This window comes from Pseudomarimonas arenosa (genome assembly GCF_014841215.1).
Taxonomy (GTDB): domain Bacteria; phylum Pseudomonadota; class Gammaproteobacteria; order Xanthomonadales; family Xanthomonadaceae; genus Pseudomarimonas; species Pseudomarimonas arenosa.
Genome location: NZ_JACYTR010000003.1, coordinates 185,917 through 203,864 on the forward strand (window position 1 = coordinate 185,917; position 17,948 = coordinate 203,864).

General features: G+C 64.0%; 13 protein-coding genes. 5 read left to right on the forward strand and 8 right to left on the reverse strand.

Going from position 1 to position 17,948, the window contains the following annotated elements:
* Positions 1 to 470: 470 nt before the first annotated feature.
* Positions 471 to 3,605: an efflux RND transporter permease subunit gene (locus tag IFO71_RS02700; RefSeq protein ID WP_192027982.1), complete on the reverse strand. Its 3,135-nt coding sequence runs from the start codon at positions 3,603 to 3,605 to the stop codon at positions 471 to 473.
* 294 nt (positions 3,606 to 3,899) lie between these two features.
* Positions 3,900 to 5,189 carry an efflux RND transporter periplasmic adaptor subunit gene (locus IFO71_RS02705; protein WP_192027983.1) on the reverse strand — a complete coding sequence of 430 codons (1,290 nt, stop codon included), beginning with the start codon at positions 5,187 to 5,189 and terminating at the stop codon, positions 3,900 to 3,902.
* 543 nt (positions 5,190 to 5,732) lie between these two features.
* Here IFO71_RS02705 and IFO71_RS02715 point away from each other — a divergent pair.
* Positions 5,733 to 6,170: a hypothetical protein gene (locus IFO71_RS02715; protein ID WP_225444314.1), complete on the forward strand. Its 438-nt coding sequence runs from the start codon at positions 5,733 to 5,735 to the stop codon at positions 6,168 to 6,170.
* 16 nt (positions 6,171 to 6,186) lie between these two features.
* Here IFO71_RS02715 and rlmF read toward each other — a convergent pair whose 3' ends face one another.
* On the reverse strand, positions 6,187 to 7,125 hold the full coding sequence (rlmF, locus tag IFO71_RS02720; protein WP_232371283.1) for a 23S rRNA (adenine(1618)-N(6))-methyltransferase RlmF: 939 nt from the start codon (positions 7,123 to 7,125) through the stop codon (positions 6,187 to 6,189).
* A gap of 369 nt (positions 7,126 to 7,494) precedes the next feature.
* Between rlmF and IFO71_RS02725 the strand changes: the two genes are divergently transcribed.
* From IFO71_RS02725 to IFO71_RS02735, 3 genes are all read left to right on the forward strand, one after another.
* Positions 7,495 to 7,968, forward strand: coding sequence for a YehS family protein (locus IFO71_RS02725; protein WP_192027986.1), 474 nt, complete (start codon positions 7,495 to 7,497; stop codon positions 7,966 to 7,968).
* A gap of 123 nt (positions 7,969 to 8,091) precedes the next feature.
* Positions 8,092 to 8,649 carry a DUF3228 family protein gene (locus IFO71_RS02730; RefSeq protein ID WP_192027987.1) on the forward strand — a complete coding sequence of 186 codons (558 nt, stop codon included), beginning with the start codon at positions 8,092 to 8,094 and terminating at the stop codon, positions 8,647 to 8,649.
* 21 nt (positions 8,650 to 8,670) lie between these two features.
* Positions 8,671 to 10,323, forward strand: coding sequence for an MFS transporter (locus IFO71_RS02735; protein ID WP_192027988.1), 1,653 nt, complete (start codon positions 8,671 to 8,673; stop codon positions 10,321 to 10,323).
* A gap of 32 nt (positions 10,324 to 10,355) precedes the next feature.
* On the opposite strand, the gene IFO71_RS02740 is transcribed toward IFO71_RS02735, so the two are convergent.
* Together IFO71_RS02740 and IFO71_RS02745 are read right to left on the reverse strand one after the other, a co-directional pair.
* Positions 10,356 to 11,093: an rRNA pseudouridine synthase gene (locus tag IFO71_RS02740; RefSeq protein WP_192028006.1), complete on the reverse strand. Its 738-nt coding sequence runs from the start codon at positions 11,091 to 11,093 to the stop codon at positions 10,356 to 10,358.
* 81 nt (positions 11,094 to 11,174) lie between these two features.
* Positions 11,175 to 12,035 (reverse strand): class I SAM-dependent methyltransferase, encoded by an 861-nt coding sequence (locus tag IFO71_RS02745; protein ID WP_192027989.1) that lies wholly within the window; start codon positions 12,033 to 12,035, stop codon positions 11,175 to 11,177.
* A gap of 437 nt (positions 12,036 to 12,472) precedes the next feature.
* On the opposite strand from IFO71_RS02745, the gene IFO71_RS02750 reads away from it, so the two are divergent.
* Complete coding sequence (locus tag IFO71_RS02750) at positions 12,473 to 13,489, forward strand: IS110 family RNA-guided transposase (protein ID WP_192027990.1); 1,017 nt, start codon at positions 12,473 to 12,475, stop codon at positions 13,487 to 13,489.
* 1,260 nt (positions 13,490 to 14,749) lie between these two features.
* Here IFO71_RS02750 and IFO71_RS02755 read toward each other — a convergent pair.
* The 3 genes from IFO71_RS02755 to IFO71_RS02765 form a co-directional block, all read right to left on the reverse strand.
* Positions 14,750 to 15,682 carry a TolB family protein gene (locus tag IFO71_RS02755; protein ID WP_192027991.1) on the reverse strand — a complete coding sequence of 311 codons (933 nt, stop codon included), beginning with the start codon at positions 15,680 to 15,682 and terminating at the stop codon, positions 14,750 to 14,752.
* A gap of 209 nt (positions 15,683 to 15,891) precedes the next feature.
* Positions 15,892 to 17,430, reverse strand: a complete 1,539-nt coding sequence (locus tag IFO71_RS02760; RefSeq protein WP_192027992.1) for a S41 family peptidase — start codon at positions 17,428 to 17,430, stop codon at positions 15,892 to 15,894.
* A gap of 173 nt (positions 17,431 to 17,603) precedes the next feature.
* A partial coding sequence (locus tag IFO71_RS02765; protein WP_192027993.1) for a transposase occupies positions 17,604 to 17,948 on the reverse strand: 345 nt, incomplete at its 5' end.

Consider the following 17,948-nt stretch of genomic DNA (forward strand, 5'->3'; position numbering starts at 1 on the left):
CGACGTGCATCAGTCCATGCCAGAGGTCCGGCGCGCGATCGCTTTCGACCTCGTCACTGCGACTTTCCGTCGCACTACCGTGGTCGTGTTCTGCGTGCGCATGAACCTCAAACTTAGTCGAACCATGATGCCTCGACTCGTGCAACTCGCCCGCCAGCGACAGCACGGGCTTGCCGACAAAACTCAGAGCCAGCAACAGGGTCCACACAACCTGATGGGCAAGGCAACGTTGGCGCAAAAGACACAGCATCCGCCAAGGATAGCTGATGCAGGTGATATTCGCCGGCTTTGCAGCGGGCCTCTACGATCCCCGTCAGCCTCGAAGCCTCGGTGGAAGGCCTGAAATCCCGTCAACCTTCAAGCGCCAGCGCGGCCCTCAATTCCGATTGCGCGCGGGCAGTGCTCCTGGATTCCCACCGACGCGGCAATGACGCTGGGCTGGCCGTCGCTGCGCGCCGGAGCCGGGGCGCTCAAGTTTCACTTGCCAGGCCGCGCCCGAGCCACCAGCGATAGATGGCTGGGATCAGCAGCAGCGAGAGCAGTGGTGCCGACAGCATGCCGCCCAGCATCGGCGCGGCGATGCGCTGCATGGTGGCGGCGCCGCTGCCTTCGCTGAGCAGGATCGGGGTCAGGCCGGCGAGCAGGGTGAGCACGGTCATCGCCTTGGGCCGCACACGCAGCACGGCGCCTTCCTCCAGCGCCGCATCGAGCTGCTGTGTGGTCTGCATGCGGCCCTCGTCGCGGGCGCGCATGACAGACTGGGCAAGGTAGATCAACATCACTACACCGAATTCCGCCGCCACGCCGAACAGGGCGAGGAAGCCGACTACCACCGCCACTGACAGAGCATAGTCCAGCGCCCACAACAGCCAGATCCCTCCGACTACCGAGAGCGGTGCGGTCAGCAGCACGATAAACGCGTCCGGCCAGCGGCGGAACACCAGGTACAATAGCACCAGGATGATGCCGAGCACCGCTGGAACCGCGAGGCTCAGCCGCTCGGCGGCACGGGTCAGGTATTCGTATTGGCCCGCCCATCCGAGACTGACCCCCGGTGGTAGCGCGACGCCCTCGCGCAGGGCGGCGTCGGCTTCGCGCATGGTGCCGAGCAGGTCGCGGGTATCGGTGTCGACAAACACCCAGGCGGTGAGCCGGGCGTTTTCGCTGCGAATCATCGCCGGGGCCGCAACGATCTCGATATCGGCCAGGCGCCCCAGCGGCACCTGCTGTCCCGAGGGCGTCACCACACCGAGTTCCGCCAGTGCCTCGGGCGTGTCGCGAACGTCCTGCGGCAGGCGCAGGGCGACCGGAAAGCGCCGTCGCCCCTCGTAGGCGGTGGCGACCGGCGCGCCGCCCACGGCTTCACCGAGCCAGGACATGAAGCTCTCCATCTCGACGCCGTAGCGAGCCAGGTCCTCGCGCCGCGGCCGCACCTCCAGGCTTCGTGCGCTGGCCGCGCGGTCAGCATAGGCGGAGCGGATACCCGGCACGCCCTTCAGCGCGGCTTCGACCTCGGTGGCGATGCGGGTGAGCTGCTGCAGATCGTCGCCGGCAATGCGCACGCCCAGCGGCGTGCGCAGTCCGGTGGCCTGCATGTCGATGCGGGTGCGGATCGGCTGCACCCAGGCATTGGTCAGGCCGGGAATCTGCAGCCGCGCGTCGAGTTCGGCGATCAGGTCATCCAGGGTGAGGCCCGGCCGCCACTGCTCCTGCGGCTTCAGCCGGATGGTGGTCTCGATCATCGACAGCGGGGCGGGGTCGGTGGCGCTATCGGCGCGGCCAATCTTACCGAACACGTGCTCGACCTCGGGCGACAGGCGGATCAGTCGATCGGTCTGCTGCAGCAGCGCCTGCGCCTTGCCGGGCGAGAGCTCGGGCAGGGTGGTTGGCATGTACATCAAGTCGCCCTCTTCCAGCTCGGGCATGAATTCGCTGCCCAGTCGGCCGAGTGGCCACAGCGCGCTGGTTGCCAGCAGCACGGTCACAAGTACGGTCAGCTTCGGCCAGTGCAGCACGCCGCGTAGCACCGGGCGGTACAGAGCGATCAGCAGGCGCGACAGCGGCTGCTCCTGTTCACTGCGGATGCGTCCGCGAACTAGCAGTTCCATCAGCACAGGGCCGAGCGTCACCGCCAACAAGGCCGCGGCCAGCATGGCCCAGGTCTTGGTCCAGGCCAGCGGCGAAAACATCCGCCCTTCCTGAGCTTCGAGCAGGAACACCGGCAGGAAGCTCAGCGCGATGATCAGAAGGGAGACGAACACCGCCGGGCCGACTTCGATCGCAGCGTCTGCAACCAGCTTGAGCCGCTCCCGCTCGCGAGGTTCGCGGCCCTCGCGCTGACGAAAGTGCTCGATCTGCTTGTGCGCGTTCTCCACCAGCACGATGGCGGCATCGACCATGGCACCGATGGCAATCGCGATGCCGCCCAGCGACATGATGTGCGCGTTGATGCCCTGCAGGCGCATGATCGCCAGCGCCAGCAGAACCCCTAGCGGTAACAGCAGCGCCGGCACCAGGGCAGAGCGGACGTGGCCAAGAAACAGCAGGCAGACCAGGCCCACGACCAGGATCTCCTCCACCAGTTTCCCTGACAGATGACTGACCGCGCGATCGATCAACGCCGAGCGATCGTAGACGGTGACCAGCTCAACGCCTTCGGGCAGGCTGGAGCGCAGCGCGTCGAGCCGTTCCTGCACCGCGGCGATCACTTCGCGGGCATTGCCGCCGTCGCGCATCACCACGATTCCGCCGACCACTTCGCCTTCGCCATCAAGCTCGGCGATGCCCTGGCGTGGCCCAGCCCCGAAGCGGATCTCGGCGACATCACCCAGCAGCACCGGCACGCTGTCACGCAGCACGCCGAGTGGCACGTTGGACAGATCCTCCAGCTCGCGGATGAAGCCGATCCCGCGCAGGCTGAGTTCGCCTTCCGCGATCTCCATCAGCGAGCCGCCGCGCTCGGCGCTGGCGGCGCGGATGCGAGCGGCCACGGCGTCGAAACTCACGCCGTACTGGCGCAGCCGGATCGGGTCGATGATCGCCTGGTACTGACGCTCCATGCCGCCGACGGTGGCGACCTCGGACACGCCTGGCAGGGCCTGCAGCTCAAGTCGCAGGAACCAGTCCTGCAGGGCGCGCAGCTCGGACAGGGCGTGCCGGCCGCTGCGATCGACCAGGGCGTACTGATAGACCCAGCCGACCCCGGTGGCATCCGGCCCCAGCGCTGGTTCGACTCCGGCCGGCAGTTCTCCGCGCGCCTGGCTGAGGTACTCCAGCACCCGCGAACGCGCCCAGTACGGGTCGGTGCCGTCCTCGAACAGCACGTAGACGAAGGAATCGCCAGTCATCGAGAAGCCGCGCACGTGACGTGCGCCGGGCACCGCCAGCAGGCGCGAGGCCAGCGGATAGGTCAGTTGGTCCTCAACCAGCTGCGGCGACTGCCCCGGCCACTCGGTGCGCACGGTCACCTGCACATCGGAGAGGTCGGGAATCGCATCCACCGGCAGTGTCCGGGTGGCCTGGATCGCTGCCAGCGCCCCCAGCAGCGAAAGCAGCAGCACTAGGCCGCGGTGAGCCAGCGAGGCGCGAATCAGGGCGGCGATCATAGCCGGGGCCTCGCGCGACTCGCGGCGCGCGTGGCGAACCCACCGCACGCCTCAATCGCGTTGGCCGATGTCGCAGAAGGGCGGGGTCGCCCCGAGCCCAAGGTCATGCCTGATTTCCCGTCACCCCTGCGCAGGCGGGGGGCCAATGTTTGCGTCGAAACACACGGCTTGATGCGCGAAACAGCCGGATTCCCGCCTTCGCGGGCATGACGCGTCGTGAGGGGCTGGCCGCGCTGCACTTCTTCGCGCATGTCCCCTCGTCTACGAACAGCGGTGGCGCCTTGAGAGGACTGCTCAGTGTGCATGTCCACCTCCCAGCCGCTGCTGGCCCGCACGCAGAGCGGATTCCGAATCGAGCAGGAACTGCGCCGAGATCACCACCTGCTGACCCTCGTCCAGGCCTTGCAGGATCTCGGTGTAGCCTTCGGCGCGCAGTCCTGCCTGCACCGGCTGCGGCCGGAAGCGGCCGTCACCCAGATCAAGCATCACTCGTTCGCCGTCGGCGGTTCTGATGACCGCCTCGCTCGGTACTGCAAGCCTGGGCTCACGGTTTTCTCCGCGCAGACTGGCCTGCATCAACTGGCCGACCCGCAGCAGGCCGCGGCGGTTGGGCACGGTGACGCGCAATTGCACGGTGCGCGCGGTGGTGTCGAGGCTCGGGTAGATGTAGCTGACCTCGCCACGCCATACTCGGTCGGTAACGCCGACCGCTCGCAACGCGGCGTAGATCTTTCCCACGCCCAGCCGTTCCAATTCCTCCGGCAGAACATCGACCCGCACCCATACGCTGTCGAGACTGGCGATCTCCAACATGGTCGTCGACGGCGTGACATACATGCCGTGGCGTACTTCCAGCATGGTCACCACGCCGCCCGTCTGCGCCCGCACTGGTACACGCAGTGCTGAACTGCCGCGTTCGGCCAATGCGTCGATGAAAGCCTCGTCGACACCAAGAACGCGCAGCCGCGTGGCCGCCGCGCGCTGTGCCCGCGAACCGGTGCCGCCGGTACGCAGGGCGATCAGGTAGTCCTCCTGCGCGGCGACCAGATCTGGCGCATAGAGCTCCATCAGCACCTGTCCGGGTTGGACCGACTCGCCCAGCGCGTGGATGTGTAGTACTTCGACCCAGCCCGAAACGCGCGCATGAACGTGACGGATTCGGTCTTGATCGAGCATGACTTCTGCCGGTGCGCTGACCCTGGGGCTCAGTGAATGCCGTTGCACCGGTGCGCTGCGTATGCCCAGAGCCTGCCGCAAATCGCCATCGACTTGAATCACGGGTGCTTCGCCGCCCGACGCATCGGTCGCACGGCGGACCAGCTGCATGCCGCAGATCGGACAGCCGCCTGGGGCATTGCTGCGGATCTGCGGATGCATGGGACAGACGTAGAGCGAGTTTGGCTTGGCCGGTAATGCGAGCGTGCTGGCCGAGTGGTGGTCCTCGGCGTGGATGTCAGCGGCCGGCGCCTCGAGCGCATGATCCGAACGCTCAAGGCCGTACGACCGGGACGGCGAGTAGGAGGCCAGGCCAATCAGGGCCAGAGCAAGAAGCGCGGCCAATCTCCGCGCAAACGGTATGTTCATGGGGAAGCTCCCGGCAAAGGCCGGGGCGAACCCGGCCGGTCAGACGATGGTCAGGGCGGGCGCTTCAGCGATGGGTGGGCGCAGTGGCGGGGCAAAGGGCGGCAGGCCAGCAGGCGCAACAGGCGGTGCGGCCCGGTCAAACGGGATTAGCAGCACGGCGGCGCTGACCGACGTTGCTGCGGGCGCACTGCTTACACAATAGACGCAGCTATTGCAGTCGGAGAATCCCGCCTTACTCGGCTCGTCCCGATGCTGGTCGCCGTCATCTGACGGCATGTCATGGCAGCCCCCTCCTGCCGTTGCTGCAGCCATTGCCGACAGATCGGGCGCGCAGCAATCCGCGCCGCTGCTGACGCAGAGGCTTAGCAACAGGATCAGGGAAAGCAGCCGACTCATATCGGCAGATATGATACGCCCAGCACCGCCGAAATTGTGCTGTGGTTCACGCGTTGAAAGTTGAGACGGGGTGCGGTCGACAGCGCTACCAGCGACAATCGGTCATGGCGGTGCGAGAATTGTGACTTTGCCACGCGGAGAAAGTTGATGCGCTCACTCATGCTATTGCTGGCCACATCGATGCTCGCCTTGACGTGGCCCGCCACCAGCCATGCCGATGGCAAGGTCGATTGTGAGATGCGTTTCACCATGAAGAGCTGGTCGGTGTTCTACAAGACCGCCAAGGGCAGCGGCACCATTCGCTGCAACAATGGGCAGAGCATGGCAGTGAAGATCCGCGCCAAGGGCGGCGGACTTACCGTCGGCAAGTCGACGATCGAGGATGGCCGTGGCGAGTTCTCCGGCGTCGATGGCATCAACGAGCTGCTGGGCACCTACGTCAGTGCCGAGGCGCATGCGGGAGCGGTCAAATCGGCCAAGGGTCAGGTGGTGACCAAGGGCGAGGTGTCGCTGGCCCTGGCCGGCACCGGCCGCGGCTGGGATCTCGGCGTGGCGTTCGGCAAGTTTGTGATCAAAGCTGATTGAGCTATTGCGGTTTCCGCTAAGGCGCTGACAGAGCCACACGTTTCTGCGGGTCGAGGAAGGACCAGGCAAGAAAGCGGCTCTGCTTGCTGCCCTGTGCCATGCGCATTTCGCGCACCTCGAGCGCACCGACCAAGCTCAGTCGTTGGCGCAGTGGGGCGAGATGTTCAGACTTTGCGACCAGACTGCTGAACCAGCCGATGCGTTCGGCCATGCCGGCGCTTTCCTCGATCATGCGTCTGATGAACCCGGCCTCGCCGCCCGGACACCAGAGTTCGTTTGACTGTCCACCGAAATTCAAGGGCGGGCGACGAAGCGCCGTCTTCGAGCTAGTGGCGGTGTTGGACTTGCCGAGCTTGCGCCATTTCTCGGTGCTGCCGCGGGCAGCCTCCTGGGCTGAGGCGTGAAAAGGTGGGTTGCAGAGGCTGAGCGCAAAGCGCTCGCCTGACTTCAGCAGCCCTTCGAAAATGCGCGTGCGTTCTTGCTGAACGCGCAGTTCGATGGCCTGGGCGAACCCCGTGTTGTGATCGAGGATGCTCTGTGCGATGGTCAGGGCCTTCGGGTCGATATCAGTGCCGACCATCTGCCAGCCGTACTCGGCATGGGCAATCAACGGATAGATGCAATTGGCGCCGACGCCGATATCCAGCGCGCGCACGCCGGCGCCGCGCGGGATGACACCTTGGTGGTCCTCCGCCAGCAAGTCTGCCAGGCCATGCACATAGTCCGCACGGCCGGGCACGGGTGGGCACAAGTAGCCCTGCGGAAGGTCCCAGTTCTGAACACCGTAGTGCAGTCGCAGCAACGCCGCGTTCAGAGCCCGCACCGAGCTGGGTTGACTGAAATCGATGCTGCGCTCGCCGTACGGCGTGGTGATGATGTGCTGCTGCAAAGCCGGCGTCAGCGCCAGCAGGGCATCGAAGTCGTAGTGGCCTTGATGGCGATTGCGCGGGTGCAACGCTTGGGCGGCTCGGGCCCTGGCCTTCGGCCTCGGCTTGGGCCTGGAATGGCGCGATGCGGGTCGAGCGCCGGGGGGATGGGGTGGTGTCTTGCTCATTTCAGAGGGTCTGAGGTTCTGTGCCGGAAATGAATTGCTGACAGGGCGATGCGGATGTGTCGTTCAGGGCAGATGGCAGAAAGAGGCTGAGTCGTGCTGCCGCGATGCCGAGCAGCATCGCATCGGTAGCGCTGACCGAGCGAGTTTGGTGAGATATTTCCGGGACAGGCCTGCAGGTACGAGTACCATAGGGCGCGAATCGCCGGGCTCATTCGGCACACCCGTCGGCTGCAAACGTGGCGACATCGCTCCTTCACACTCAGGATCTTCATGATCAATAACGACGTTCTGCGCAGTATCCGCTACATGCTGAGTCTCAGCGATCAACAAGTGGTCGACATCATCCAGCTGATCAAGGCTGATTACCGGATTGAGGCCGCCCGGATTCAGACCATGACCAAGAAGCAGGGCGATCCTGGGTTTGTCGAGTGCAGCACCGATGTGCTGGCTCACTTTCTCGATGGTCTGGTGATCTTCAGGCGCGGTCGCGATGAGAACCGTGCGCCGCGCCCGGTCGAAAAACAGCTTAACAACAACATCATACTGAAGAAGCTGCGCGTTGCCTTCGATCTGAAAGACCCTGACATGTTCGAGATCTTTGACCAGGCCGAGCACCCGGTCACCAAACCCGAACTCGGCGCCTTGTTCCGCGATCGCGCTCACAAACACTTCAGGCCTTGCGGCGATGCCATGCTGCGCCACTTCCTGCGCGGGCTGAGCATGCGACTTCGGCCTGAAGCGTAGTCGAAGCGCAGTGGTCTCCGGGGCGTTTCCTGCGAGCCCGGTAGAGGAAAATTCATGCGGTGCGCCTTGCGCGCACCTGTTCACCCTGATCATCGTATCGAGTCATCCCAAGCAAGAGCTGCCATGTCGATCACCCTGACCGATTTTGCCCGTGCCCGGCTGTTTCCGCGCGAGCCACGCAAGAACACCATTCAGGACTGCACGCCTGAGGCATTCGAGCGCTACCTGAACGAGCACGCGCCATTGAAGGTGCTGGATGGCTACGCGCCGTTCTGCAAGCTCTATGTGTACTACAACTGGACGTCTACACGTTGTTTGACTGTTTCAATCACTGACGACAATCGGCATCTGCTGCGCTCGGACTATGAAGCGCGCAGCAAGTCGGAACTGCCGGTGCTGGTGCGCTGGTTCGAAGGTGTGGAGCCACCGATTGCCGACTATCTGATCGTGATCCTGTATAGCCGCGAGCAGATGGCCAAGGAAGGCACTCCGGTCGACACCGACTGGGGCATCGTGGGCTGCATGTACACCGCTGAACCTGAGGAAACACCGATGGCGCCGATCACCATGATGCGCAATGCGCTGGGCGTGGAGGAGGGCGGCTCGGGGGTGCCGATTGATCGCGAGGCATACCGTCGCAGCGTGGCGTTCTGGCAGACGCACGCCAACTGGCGCGGATGAGTCAGCGATTGCCCGCAGCCGATGGATAGACGCGTTTCCTCGCTGTCGCCGTTTCAGCTACCGATCTTTCGCAAGGTCTGGCTGGCCAGCCTGTGCTCAAACTTCGGCAGTCTGATCCAGTCCGTGGGTGCTGCCTGGCTGATGCTGGAGATGACCCGGCAGGCGGAGATGGTCGCCTTGGTGCAAACCTCAACGGCATTGCCGGTGGTGTTGTTTGCCTTGCTGGGCGGCGCCATTGCGGACAATTGGGATCGGCGGCGGGTGATCCTCGCCGCCCAGCTGTTCATGCTTCTGGTATCGATCGCTCTGGCCGTGTTCGCCTGGCAGGGCGCCTTGTCGCCCTGGCTATTGCTGGTCTTCACCTTTCTGATCGGCTGCGGGAACTCGTTCAATGCACCGGCCTGGCAGGCCTCGGTGCAGGACCTGGTGCCTCGCGCTGAACTGCCGGCAGCGGTATCTCTGAACAGCATGGGCTTCAATATCGCCCGCAGTACCGGCCCGGCCATTGGCGGCGCGATTGTGGCAAGTGCGGGCGCGGTAGCGGCGTTCGCCGTCAACGCGCTGAGCTATCTGGGCCTGATCGCGGTACTGGCGCGTTGGAAGCCTGAGTATGAGCCGCGCCTGTTGCCTCGCGAGCGCTTGCTGAGCGCGATGGCGGCAGGTGTGCGCTACGTGACCATGTCGCCCACCATACTGACGGTGCTGTTGCGCAGCCTGGCCTTCGGGCTTGGTGCCGGTGCGGTTCTGGCCCTGTTGCCTCTGATTGCTGCGCGACTGGTCAACGGTGGCGCGCTGGACTACGGCCTGCTGCTAGGGGGCTTCGGTGTTGGCGCGGTGCTGGCCGCGCTGAGCAGTGGCAACCTGCGTGACCGTCTCTCGACCGAAGGCATCGTCAGTTCTGCCAGTCTTGCCTTTGCTGTCGCGCTGATCGCTGCCGCACTTAGCCGATCGTTTGCCTTGACTCTTGTCGCCATGCTGGTGTCGGGCGCGGGCTGGGTGTGGGCGCTTTCCACCTTCAATGTGGCAGTGCAGCTGTCGGCGCCGCGCTGGGTGGTGGCACGAGCGCTTGCGCTGTACCAGATGGCGGCATTTGGCGGGCTCGCTGCCGGCAGCTGGCTGTGGGGCAGGGTGGCCGAGCTGCAGGGCGTGGGCACGGCGCTGATCGCTGCCTCCATAACACTAGGGTTGAGTGTGCTTCTTGGCCGCATGTTGCCGCTGGCACAGTCAGCCGAACGCGATCTCGACCCTTTGCGCCAGCATCGTGTGCCGCAGACGGCGGTGCCGGTAGAGCCGCGTACCGGGCCGGTGGTGATCACGGTGGAATGGATCATCGACGAAGATGACGTAGTGGAGTTTCTCAATGCCATGGCCGAGCGCAAGCGGATTCGGCGTCGTGACGGTGCTCATCAGTGGGCCCTGCTGCGCGATCTGCACGACCCGCGCCTGTGGATCGAGCGCTTCAAGACCGCGACCTGGCTCGACTACCTGCGCCATAGCAGCCGACTCACCCGCGACGATGCCGAGATTCCCGAGCGGCTGCGTTCAATGCATCGCGGCGACGGGCCGCCCAAGGTTCACCGGCTGATCGAGCGACAGACGACGCGATTGCCCTGGACCTCACGTAGCGTTCGCGAGATGGACGAGCCGACCTCCGATCCATCGCGCGACATCTGATCGCGGCATGCGGCAGCCAGCGGGCGCTCTTGTCAGAAGCGCTCGCCGACGGGCAGGTAGCGCCATTGGCCGGCTGGCATCGCACCGGCGGGACCCTTGCCAAGGGCGATGCGCCCGATTCGCAGCCGTCGAATCGACTTCACCTCAAGTCCCACTTGCGCGCACATGTCGCGCAGCTGGCCCGGGCGTGCCGCCTTGATCGCGAAGCGCAGCCGGGCTTCGCTCTGCCAGCTGACCTTGCAAGCCGGCAAGGGCCGCCCTTCGAAGCGCAGTCCATGGGCCAATCTGTGCAGGCCGTAGGGAGCTATTGAACCCTCAACGTCGACCACATACTCATGCTCGATCTGATCGCAATCCTCGGTCAGTCGACGCACGATGCGTCCGTCCTGGCTGAACACCATCAGGCCGCTGGCCTCGTTTTCCAACGTCGCCAAGGGCTGCAGATGCTGGAAATGACGCTGAAGAGGACGAATCTCGGCCTGATCATCCGACCAATGGCTGTCCGGACTGATCAGGGCCAGTGCCGGCTTCGGTCCGTCGATAGGGTCGACGCCCGCCGGCTTGTGCAGCAGCAAGGTGGCCGGCTCGACTGCCTCGATGCGGGCGTTGGGGTCTATGGCCACACGTTCGTCAGCCACGCGCAACTGCGGTGTTTCCACGACATGCCCGTTCACCGACACCCAACCATTGCGTATCAGCTGCTCGGCTTCGGCGCGCGTGCAGCGCTGGATCTCAGCGACGCGGCGAGCAAGGCGAATGGGGTCGGTCATGGCGAGGCCAAAGGTCAGGGCAGGCAGTTTAACGCGCCCGCGCCCGCGCATCGAATCTGCTTGCGAAGAGGGGCGGGCTGTTCAGCGGCGGGATGGCTTGGAAGGCTTCTCTGCGAACACACCATCCAGTTCGCGTCGCACTTTGAAGCCGCACTTGACCAGACGCTTGGATACCTCAGCGGGCACATCGCGTCCGCTGGTCTTGGCATTCGGCGTGCCGGTGTAATGAAAGAGTGGCGCGCCGGGCCGCAGCACGCGATACAACTGGTCGTAGAACGACTGCGAATACAGCTCGCCGGCAATACCAAAGCGCGGTGGGTCATGCAGGGCTGCATCGAAGCATTGATCGGGTTGGACAAGGATTTGCTGCGACACATCACCGTGCTGCAAACGCAGCCGCCCGCCTGCTTCGATGCTGTCCGGGTCGGGTGACCAGGGGTTGTGCTGGCGCAGCCAGAGCACGTCGACATTCTTCTCGAAGCTCAAGATGTCGGCAGCGCCTCCAACCAGGGAGCAGGCGGCGAAATAGCCAAGCCCACCGCAGGTGTCGAGTATGCGCTTGCCGTTCGGCTTGATCAGTGAAACTTTGCGTTCAGCATCGGCGAACGGTGAAACCTGTGAAGTGGGCAGCATCTTGATGCCGTCGATCTCGAAGGTGGGCGCTCCCCATTCAGTGGGCACCAGCTTGATCAGCGAGCCGGCGAAGCGCTGCAAAGCGGCGAAGGTGTCGCCGTCCCAGTAGTAGATGGTGCGATCCTTGAGCTTCTCCGGCCACGGAAATGATTGCCCGCCAAACCTCCAATCGTCGACGGTAACTTCCGCCTCGTGTCTGCTACGACCAAGATCGAACGAGCCTTCAAACCGTGGTTCGCCGCGATCGCGAACAAGGCACATGACTTCGAGCAAACGCCTGGTAATCAGAGGGCCGGTGTAGTGGGGCATGGAGCAGATGTCTTGCTTGGTCAATGCTTAGCTTAGGGACAAAGGCTGTAGGCGGCCAGGAGCGGACCGTCAGGGCTGTTCCCTTCTCCCTGTGGGAAAAGGGAACCGCTTCGGGTCGCTGCCACGCTGGCTGAGCTTGTCGAAGCCAGCCGACCCAGCATTGCAACCTCAATGCTCGCGTGGGCACCTTCGGGCTCGCTTCGGTGAGGCACCCTTCGACAAGCTCAGGGTGCGTCAAGGCGATTCCATCGCTACAGCCCTCGGACTCATCCGCCCTTCGGGCTGTCTCTCAGTGCGAAGAGCGCAGGCCATCGTCCGTTTCGGGTACGGGTCGCCGCCACGCTGGCTGAATACTCATGTCGCCGCCTCCCGTCGCAGGGCGGTACCGTCGTAGGACGGCCCGTGTGGCTCTTGAGTCCAAAGGACAGGAGGCGGCAATGTCACTTTACGCAGCGATCGATCTACATTCAAACAACGGCGTGTTGTCGGTTATCGATGACGAGGACCGGGTGCGCTACGAGCGCCGACTGCCGAATGAGTTGCCGGCCGTGCTTCAGGCGCTTGAACCGTTCCGCGAAGACCTGGCGGGTGTCGCGGTGGAGTCGACGTACAACTGGTACTGGCTGGTCGACGGTTTGATCGAACACGGTCACCGGCCGCGGTTGGTCAACACCGCGGCGGTACCGCAGTACGAGGGGTTGAAGTTTGGCAACGATCACAGCGATGCGCGCCATCTGGCGCGTTTGATGCGGCTGGGGATTCTGCCGGTGGGCTTCATTTATCCACGTGAACAGCGCGCCGTGCGCGACCTGTTCCGCCAGCGTATGCGGCTGGTGCAGCAATCGACGCGGCTGATCCACAGCGTGCAGTGTGCGTGGTCGCGGCGCAGCGGCGACCGCTTAGCGGCCGAGGCGTTTCGCCATTTGCGTGAAGCACAGCTGGACGCGGTCTTCACCGATTCGATGGAACGGTTGGCGGTGAGTAGCCAGATGGCGGTCTGGAAAGTGCTGCGACAGCAGATCGCGCGAGTGGAAAAAGCGGCGCTGTCGCAGCTGAAAGACTCGCCGACCTTGGCCGCGGTGCGCACGGTCGATGGCATCGGCGAGGTGCTGGGCGGCACCATCGTGCTGGAGACCGGGCCGATTGAGCGCTTTGCCAGCGTCGGTGACTACGCCTCGTACTGCCGGATGGTCGAGAGCAAGCGGCTGTCCAACGGCAAGCTCAAGGGCCGCGGCAATGTGCGCTGCGGCAATCGCTTTCTCGCCTGGGCCTACATGGAAGCGGCGAACTTTGCCATCCGCTACAACGACGCGGCCAGCCGTTGGTATCAGCGCAAGCAGGCACGCCATTCGCTGGTGCTGGCCCGCAAGGCGCTGGCGCACAAACTGGCGCGTACGTGTTACTTCCTGATGCGCGACGGCGGCAGGTTCGACGCTCAGCGCTTGTTTGGTTGATGCCTGAGGGTGCGTAGCCAGGGACTAGCTTGGACAGCGAACCAGTGCCCGCTGAATGGCACGCACCCCCAGGCGCTTGCTTGCGTTGGCAAGACCGCCCGTCACGGGAGCCACGAAGGCTTGGCCCGATGCAATGCGTCGGCACCCAAATTTCTGTTGGCCAGTCAGGCCACCTGGACCCGAACGACGGTGACCGATATGTGTTTGGAGCGGAGGGATACGTACAAGGGAGGGGCACACGCATGAGCCGGGTCGCCGTGATCGAAGCCATCCTACGATCGGCTTCGATCCGCTGCGCAGTCTGTTCAACTGTGCGCGTTCAAGGGTTCGCTACGCCGCTGCGCGCCCTTGACGCGATCCGGACCCGTCAATCTCCACCTGACGATCCGACTTCGCGACGGGCGCCACAGCGCCTTGATCCAGAAGGGTGAGTGGTGCGGCCTTGTCCGCATCCCAGAATGAAACACAGCGGAAGCCGGTTGCGCACGCGCAAGCTCATCTCAGCCCGGGAAAGCGGGAGGGAAACGCTCGCCCCGTTTGACACCTGCGGCGAAATGGTGAGCTTGTCGAAGCCAGCCGACCAGCATTGCAACCTCAATGCTCACGTGGGCACCTTCAGGGCTCGCTTCGGTGAGGCACCCTTCGACAAGCTCAGGGTGCGTCAAGGCGATTCCATCGCTACCGCCCTCGGACTCTCATCCGCCCTTCGGGGCTGTCTCTCAGTGCGAACAGGGCAAGCCATGGCCCGCTTCGGGTCGCCGCCACGCTGGCTGAGCTTGTCGAAGCCAGCCGACCCAGCATTGCAACCTCAATGCTCGCGTGGGCACCTCCGGGCTCGCTTCGGTGAGGCACCCTTCGACAAGCTCAGGGTGCGTCAAGGCGATTCCATCGCTACCGCCCTCGGACTCTCATCCGCCTTTCGGGCTGTCTCTCAGTGCGAACAGGGCAAGCCATCGTCCGCTTCGGGTACGGGTCGCCGCCACGCTGGCTGAGCTTGTCGAAGCCAGCCGACCCAGCATTGCAACCTCAATGCTCGCGTGGGACGGGGCTCCCCGGAATCTCCTCTGCAGTCTGCTGGAACGAGTGGCTAAAGACCGTCGAAAGGGTGGCGTTGAAAGCTTGCTGCCGGCAGGTCGAGTCGGGTTGGCGGGCGATGCGCGCCGTGTCGATGTGCGGGGCGGCTTGGGTGTCGGGCACTCGATGCGCGGAAAGTCGCCAAACGCCGCAGCGGTGTGAAGTTAAACCTGCCCCCTTTGCTCTCTACTCACCCTCATTTCCGTGGATCTCCGCATGCCAGGCCACAGCGCCGCCGAAGGTCAGCTGGCGTGCCTTGCCTCCATCGCGGGAGATCAGGAAAACCTCCTGCACGCCTTCGGTGTCGCTTTCCTTCTCGCGCGGGAAATCAGCGGGCTGGGCACCACGGCCGATAAATACGATGTGGCTGTCATCGGGTGAAAAAGCGGGCTGGCTGTCATAGTGGTCATTGTCGGTCAGCGCCTTTGGCGGGGCGCTTTGATCGAGGGGGGCAATATAGATATCCGGTTCTGCGGTCTTCGCTGCCTTGGCGCCGAAAACCAGCCACCTACCGTCGTGGCTTGGGCGGGCAAACTCGCCGAACTGACCGGTGTGTTCGATCCTTCCGCTCTGCAGATGATAGACAAAGATGCCCGGGTTTCCCGCGTCATCCTCAAGCCGACGCGAGCCGAAGAGAATACGCTCCCCGTCGGCGAAGAACGCTGGGTGATAGTCGAGTTTCTCATGAGGGGCTATCTGACTGACCTCGCCGCCAGCCATATTCACCAGCCCTATGTCACCCTCACTGTAGATGGAAAAAGCGATCGACTTTCCATCCGGTGAAACCGAAGGGTGGAAGGCACTCATCGATCTCACGTCGGTGAGCTGGCGGTCATTGCCACCGTCTACATCCATCACCCGAATCTGCGCTTCATCATTGAGGTAGAGCGTATAAACAAGGCGTTTGCCCGACGGCGTGAAGACGGCATTCCAGATGCCGCCGTCCTTCGGGCCGAGCACCCTTTCCCGGCCGGTCGACAGATCCAGCACATGCAGATGATGCTCGTCATAGCCGTCGTGGTGGTCGTTATAGGCATAGACAAGCGTGTCCGCCACCGCAGGTGCGGCAAAAAGGGCGGTCGCCAACAGTGCAGCCATCAGATCAGTTGTCCTGATCATCCGTGTTCTCCAGCAAGCGAAACCTGATCATCCATCGTCGTCCTAGCAAACGCCGATGTCGAGCTTGGGCGGCGCAGCACGCGCCGAGGACCACACGCGCAGCGCCGCTCTGCTCAGAGCGGCGCGTTGCGCAAACGAGATGCCCCCGTGAACCCAATCCCATGTTGGCAATTGAACTTGCGGCTGGCATGTGCCAATGGATGGTTCACTTATCGAGGCACGCGATCGGCCCGCACCGCGTCCCATGCCGGATCGCGATTGTCGCGATAGTCGGCAAAGCGCAGCGCTGCGGCGATGTGGGGCGCCATGCTGTCGCGTTGATCGTCGGAGAACGAGCGCACGAAGTGGCGGCTGGCAGCCATCACCGCGATACCGGTGTTGGGCAGCAGAATCATGTTGTCTTCGCCCACATGGGTCGGACCGGCGCCTGAGGGCTCACCGACAAAGATCGGATCGAGCTGACGCTCCAGATCGCCGATCAACAAAGAGGTGGCCGAGAAGCTGCGACCGCTGATCAGCACGTAGAGCCCGCCCGGCTGATGCAGCTTGGGGCTGGCGATCAGAGCCTGAACCAGTAGTTCGAGCAGCTCGCCGTTGCCGCCGCGATTGAGGCGTAGATCCAGCACCAGCGCATCGACTTTGTCTGAGCGCAAGGTTTGGTTAAGTCGCTCGGCGAAATCGGCAAGTGATTCCTGATCGCCATCGCGCACTGCGTTCAGTTGGGCGTACAGCAGGCCTTGCTGTGGCGTTCGGTCGAGCCAGAATGGCTGATCGACATGCCGCAGCCAGCGCGCGCTTGCGTGCCTATCGCGTGCAAGCACCCAGTCGGCCGGCGCCTCGACGTGCATCATCCAGCTCTGCAGTCGCTGGATGCTCAGCGCGGGCGCCGGCAATCGAATGCGTTCGGCTCGTCCGCCGCTGCCGCTCAGCGTGAATTCGAGCTGATCGCGCGCATCGGCGAAGCCGTAGTGCATCAGCAATTCCGGAATCAGCAGGTAGATCGGCGAAAAGGTGAGCAGGCCGGATTCGCTGTCATGCGGCACCACGGCACGCAGTTTCGCCAGTACCGCCTCAGGTTCGCCGTTGCCGATGCGCAACACCTGGCGACCGACCAGCGCTGAGTGCTCGGTCGGTGCGGCGGTGACGAACAGGCCATCGGCAAACCAGCCCAGACGCAGATCGGCGGCATGGAAGGCGTCGCCCTGGAAGGGCGGCAGCATGTGGGTGTGTCCGGCGCGCCCCAGGCGCACCAGTTCCATCAACCGCACATTGACCTGCCAATCGCTGAGCGCGGGCAAGTCGCTGCGCAGTCGCTCGATGGCTGCCGTCCAGTCCGCTTCCGAGACCTGTGAGAACAGCTGCCAGTGGGTCTCACGCATGCGTTTGTCGAGAAAATCCAGGTCGGTGTGCCAGCGCGACAGACGATTGGCTTCAGCTGGCAGCTGCGGCCAGATCCGAGCCTGCCAGCGTGGATCTTTGAGCAGGGCGCTCAGCGGCGGGCTGCTCATCAGTACCTGTTCGGCGTTGACCAGCTTGGCAGCACGAGCGGCTTCGAACTCGGCAACCGCTGCCTCGGCATCGCCGCGCTGCGCTTCCAGCTCGGCCAGCCGCTTGCGGGTTTGCGCCGTCGCGTAGCCGTGCGCCAGAGCGCGATGCAAGGCCTGAATGGCGGGGCCTACCTCACCCAGCTCTTGCCGCGCTCGACCCAGGCGATACCAGTATTCACCGCGATCCGGGCTGAGCTGCACTAGCCCGGATATTTCACGAGCCCCTCAAGATCGCGACGTTCGTCCCGACCGGACGTTCGTGTGGCCTTCGCAGACCGGATTTGGCTGCTTTTGGGATGTTTTTCCGGAATTCAGACGCAATGCCCCCAACCCCCATTGCTTTATGGCGTGCCGGGGACAGCACTTCGAGTGGGTTACCCGCTGGGCGCGGGGCGCAGGCGCTGGGCGGCGAGGAAGAACAGGTCGCGATACGGACAGTGCGAGGCAAGCAAGACGCGAATGCGTCGTACGCTGCGCAGTAGCGTGCCGCCGATCTTGAACAGTTTGAGTCGAATGGTGGTGCATTGAGCGCGGGCCAGCTCGGTGCCCGTCAGACCCAGTCGGCGAATCGCTTGCATCAAGGTGTAGGCCAGCGAGGCTAGCAATAATCGGAACTGGTTGGGCCACCAGGCCGAACAACTGGTTCGATCGGCGAACAAGCCGAGCTGTTGTTCTTTGATCCGATTCTCCATCTCGCCGCGCTGGCAGTAGATGCCGTC

Excerpts from the sequence above, each read along its gene's own strand:
- IFO71_RS02705 (WP_192027983.1), bottom strand. The coding sequence starts at position 5,189 with ATGAACATACCGTTTGCGCGGAGATTGGCCGCGCTTCTTGCTCTGGCC.
- IFO71_RS02755 (WP_192027991.1), bottom strand. The coding sequence starts at position 15,682 with ATGATCAGGACAACTGATCTGATGGCTGCACTGTTGGCGACCGCCCTT.
- IFO71_RS02725 (WP_192027986.1), top strand. The coding sequence starts at position 7,495 with ATGATCAATAACGACGTTCTGCGCAGTATCCGCTACATGCTGAGTCTC.
- IFO71_RS02740 (WP_192028006.1), bottom strand. The coding sequence starts at position 11,093 with ATGACCGACCCCATTCGCCTTGCTCGCCGCGTCGCTGAGATCCAGCGC.
- IFO71_RS02735 (WP_192027988.1), top strand. The coding sequence starts at position 8,671 with ATGGATAGACGCGTTTCCTCGCTGTCGCCGTTTCAGCTACCGATCTTT.
- IFO71_RS02745 (WP_192027989.1), bottom strand. The coding sequence starts at position 12,035 with ATGCCCCACTACACCGGCCCTCTGATTACCAGGCGTTTGCTCGAAGTC.
- IFO71_RS02730 (WP_192027987.1), top strand. The coding sequence starts at position 8,092 with ATGTCGATCACCCTGACCGATTTTGCCCGTGCCCGGCTGTTTCCGCGC.
- IFO71_RS02715 (WP_225444314.1), top strand. The coding sequence starts at position 5,733 with ATGCGCTCACTCATGCTATTGCTGGCCACATCGATGCTCGCCTTGACG.
- IFO71_RS02750 (WP_192027990.1), top strand. The coding sequence starts at position 12,473 with ATGTCACTTTACGCAGCGATCGATCTACATTCAAACAACGGCGTGTTG.
- IFO71_RS02700 (WP_192027982.1), bottom strand. The coding sequence starts at position 3,605 with ATGATCGCCGCCCTGATTCGCGCCTCGCTGGCTCACCGCGGCCTAGTG.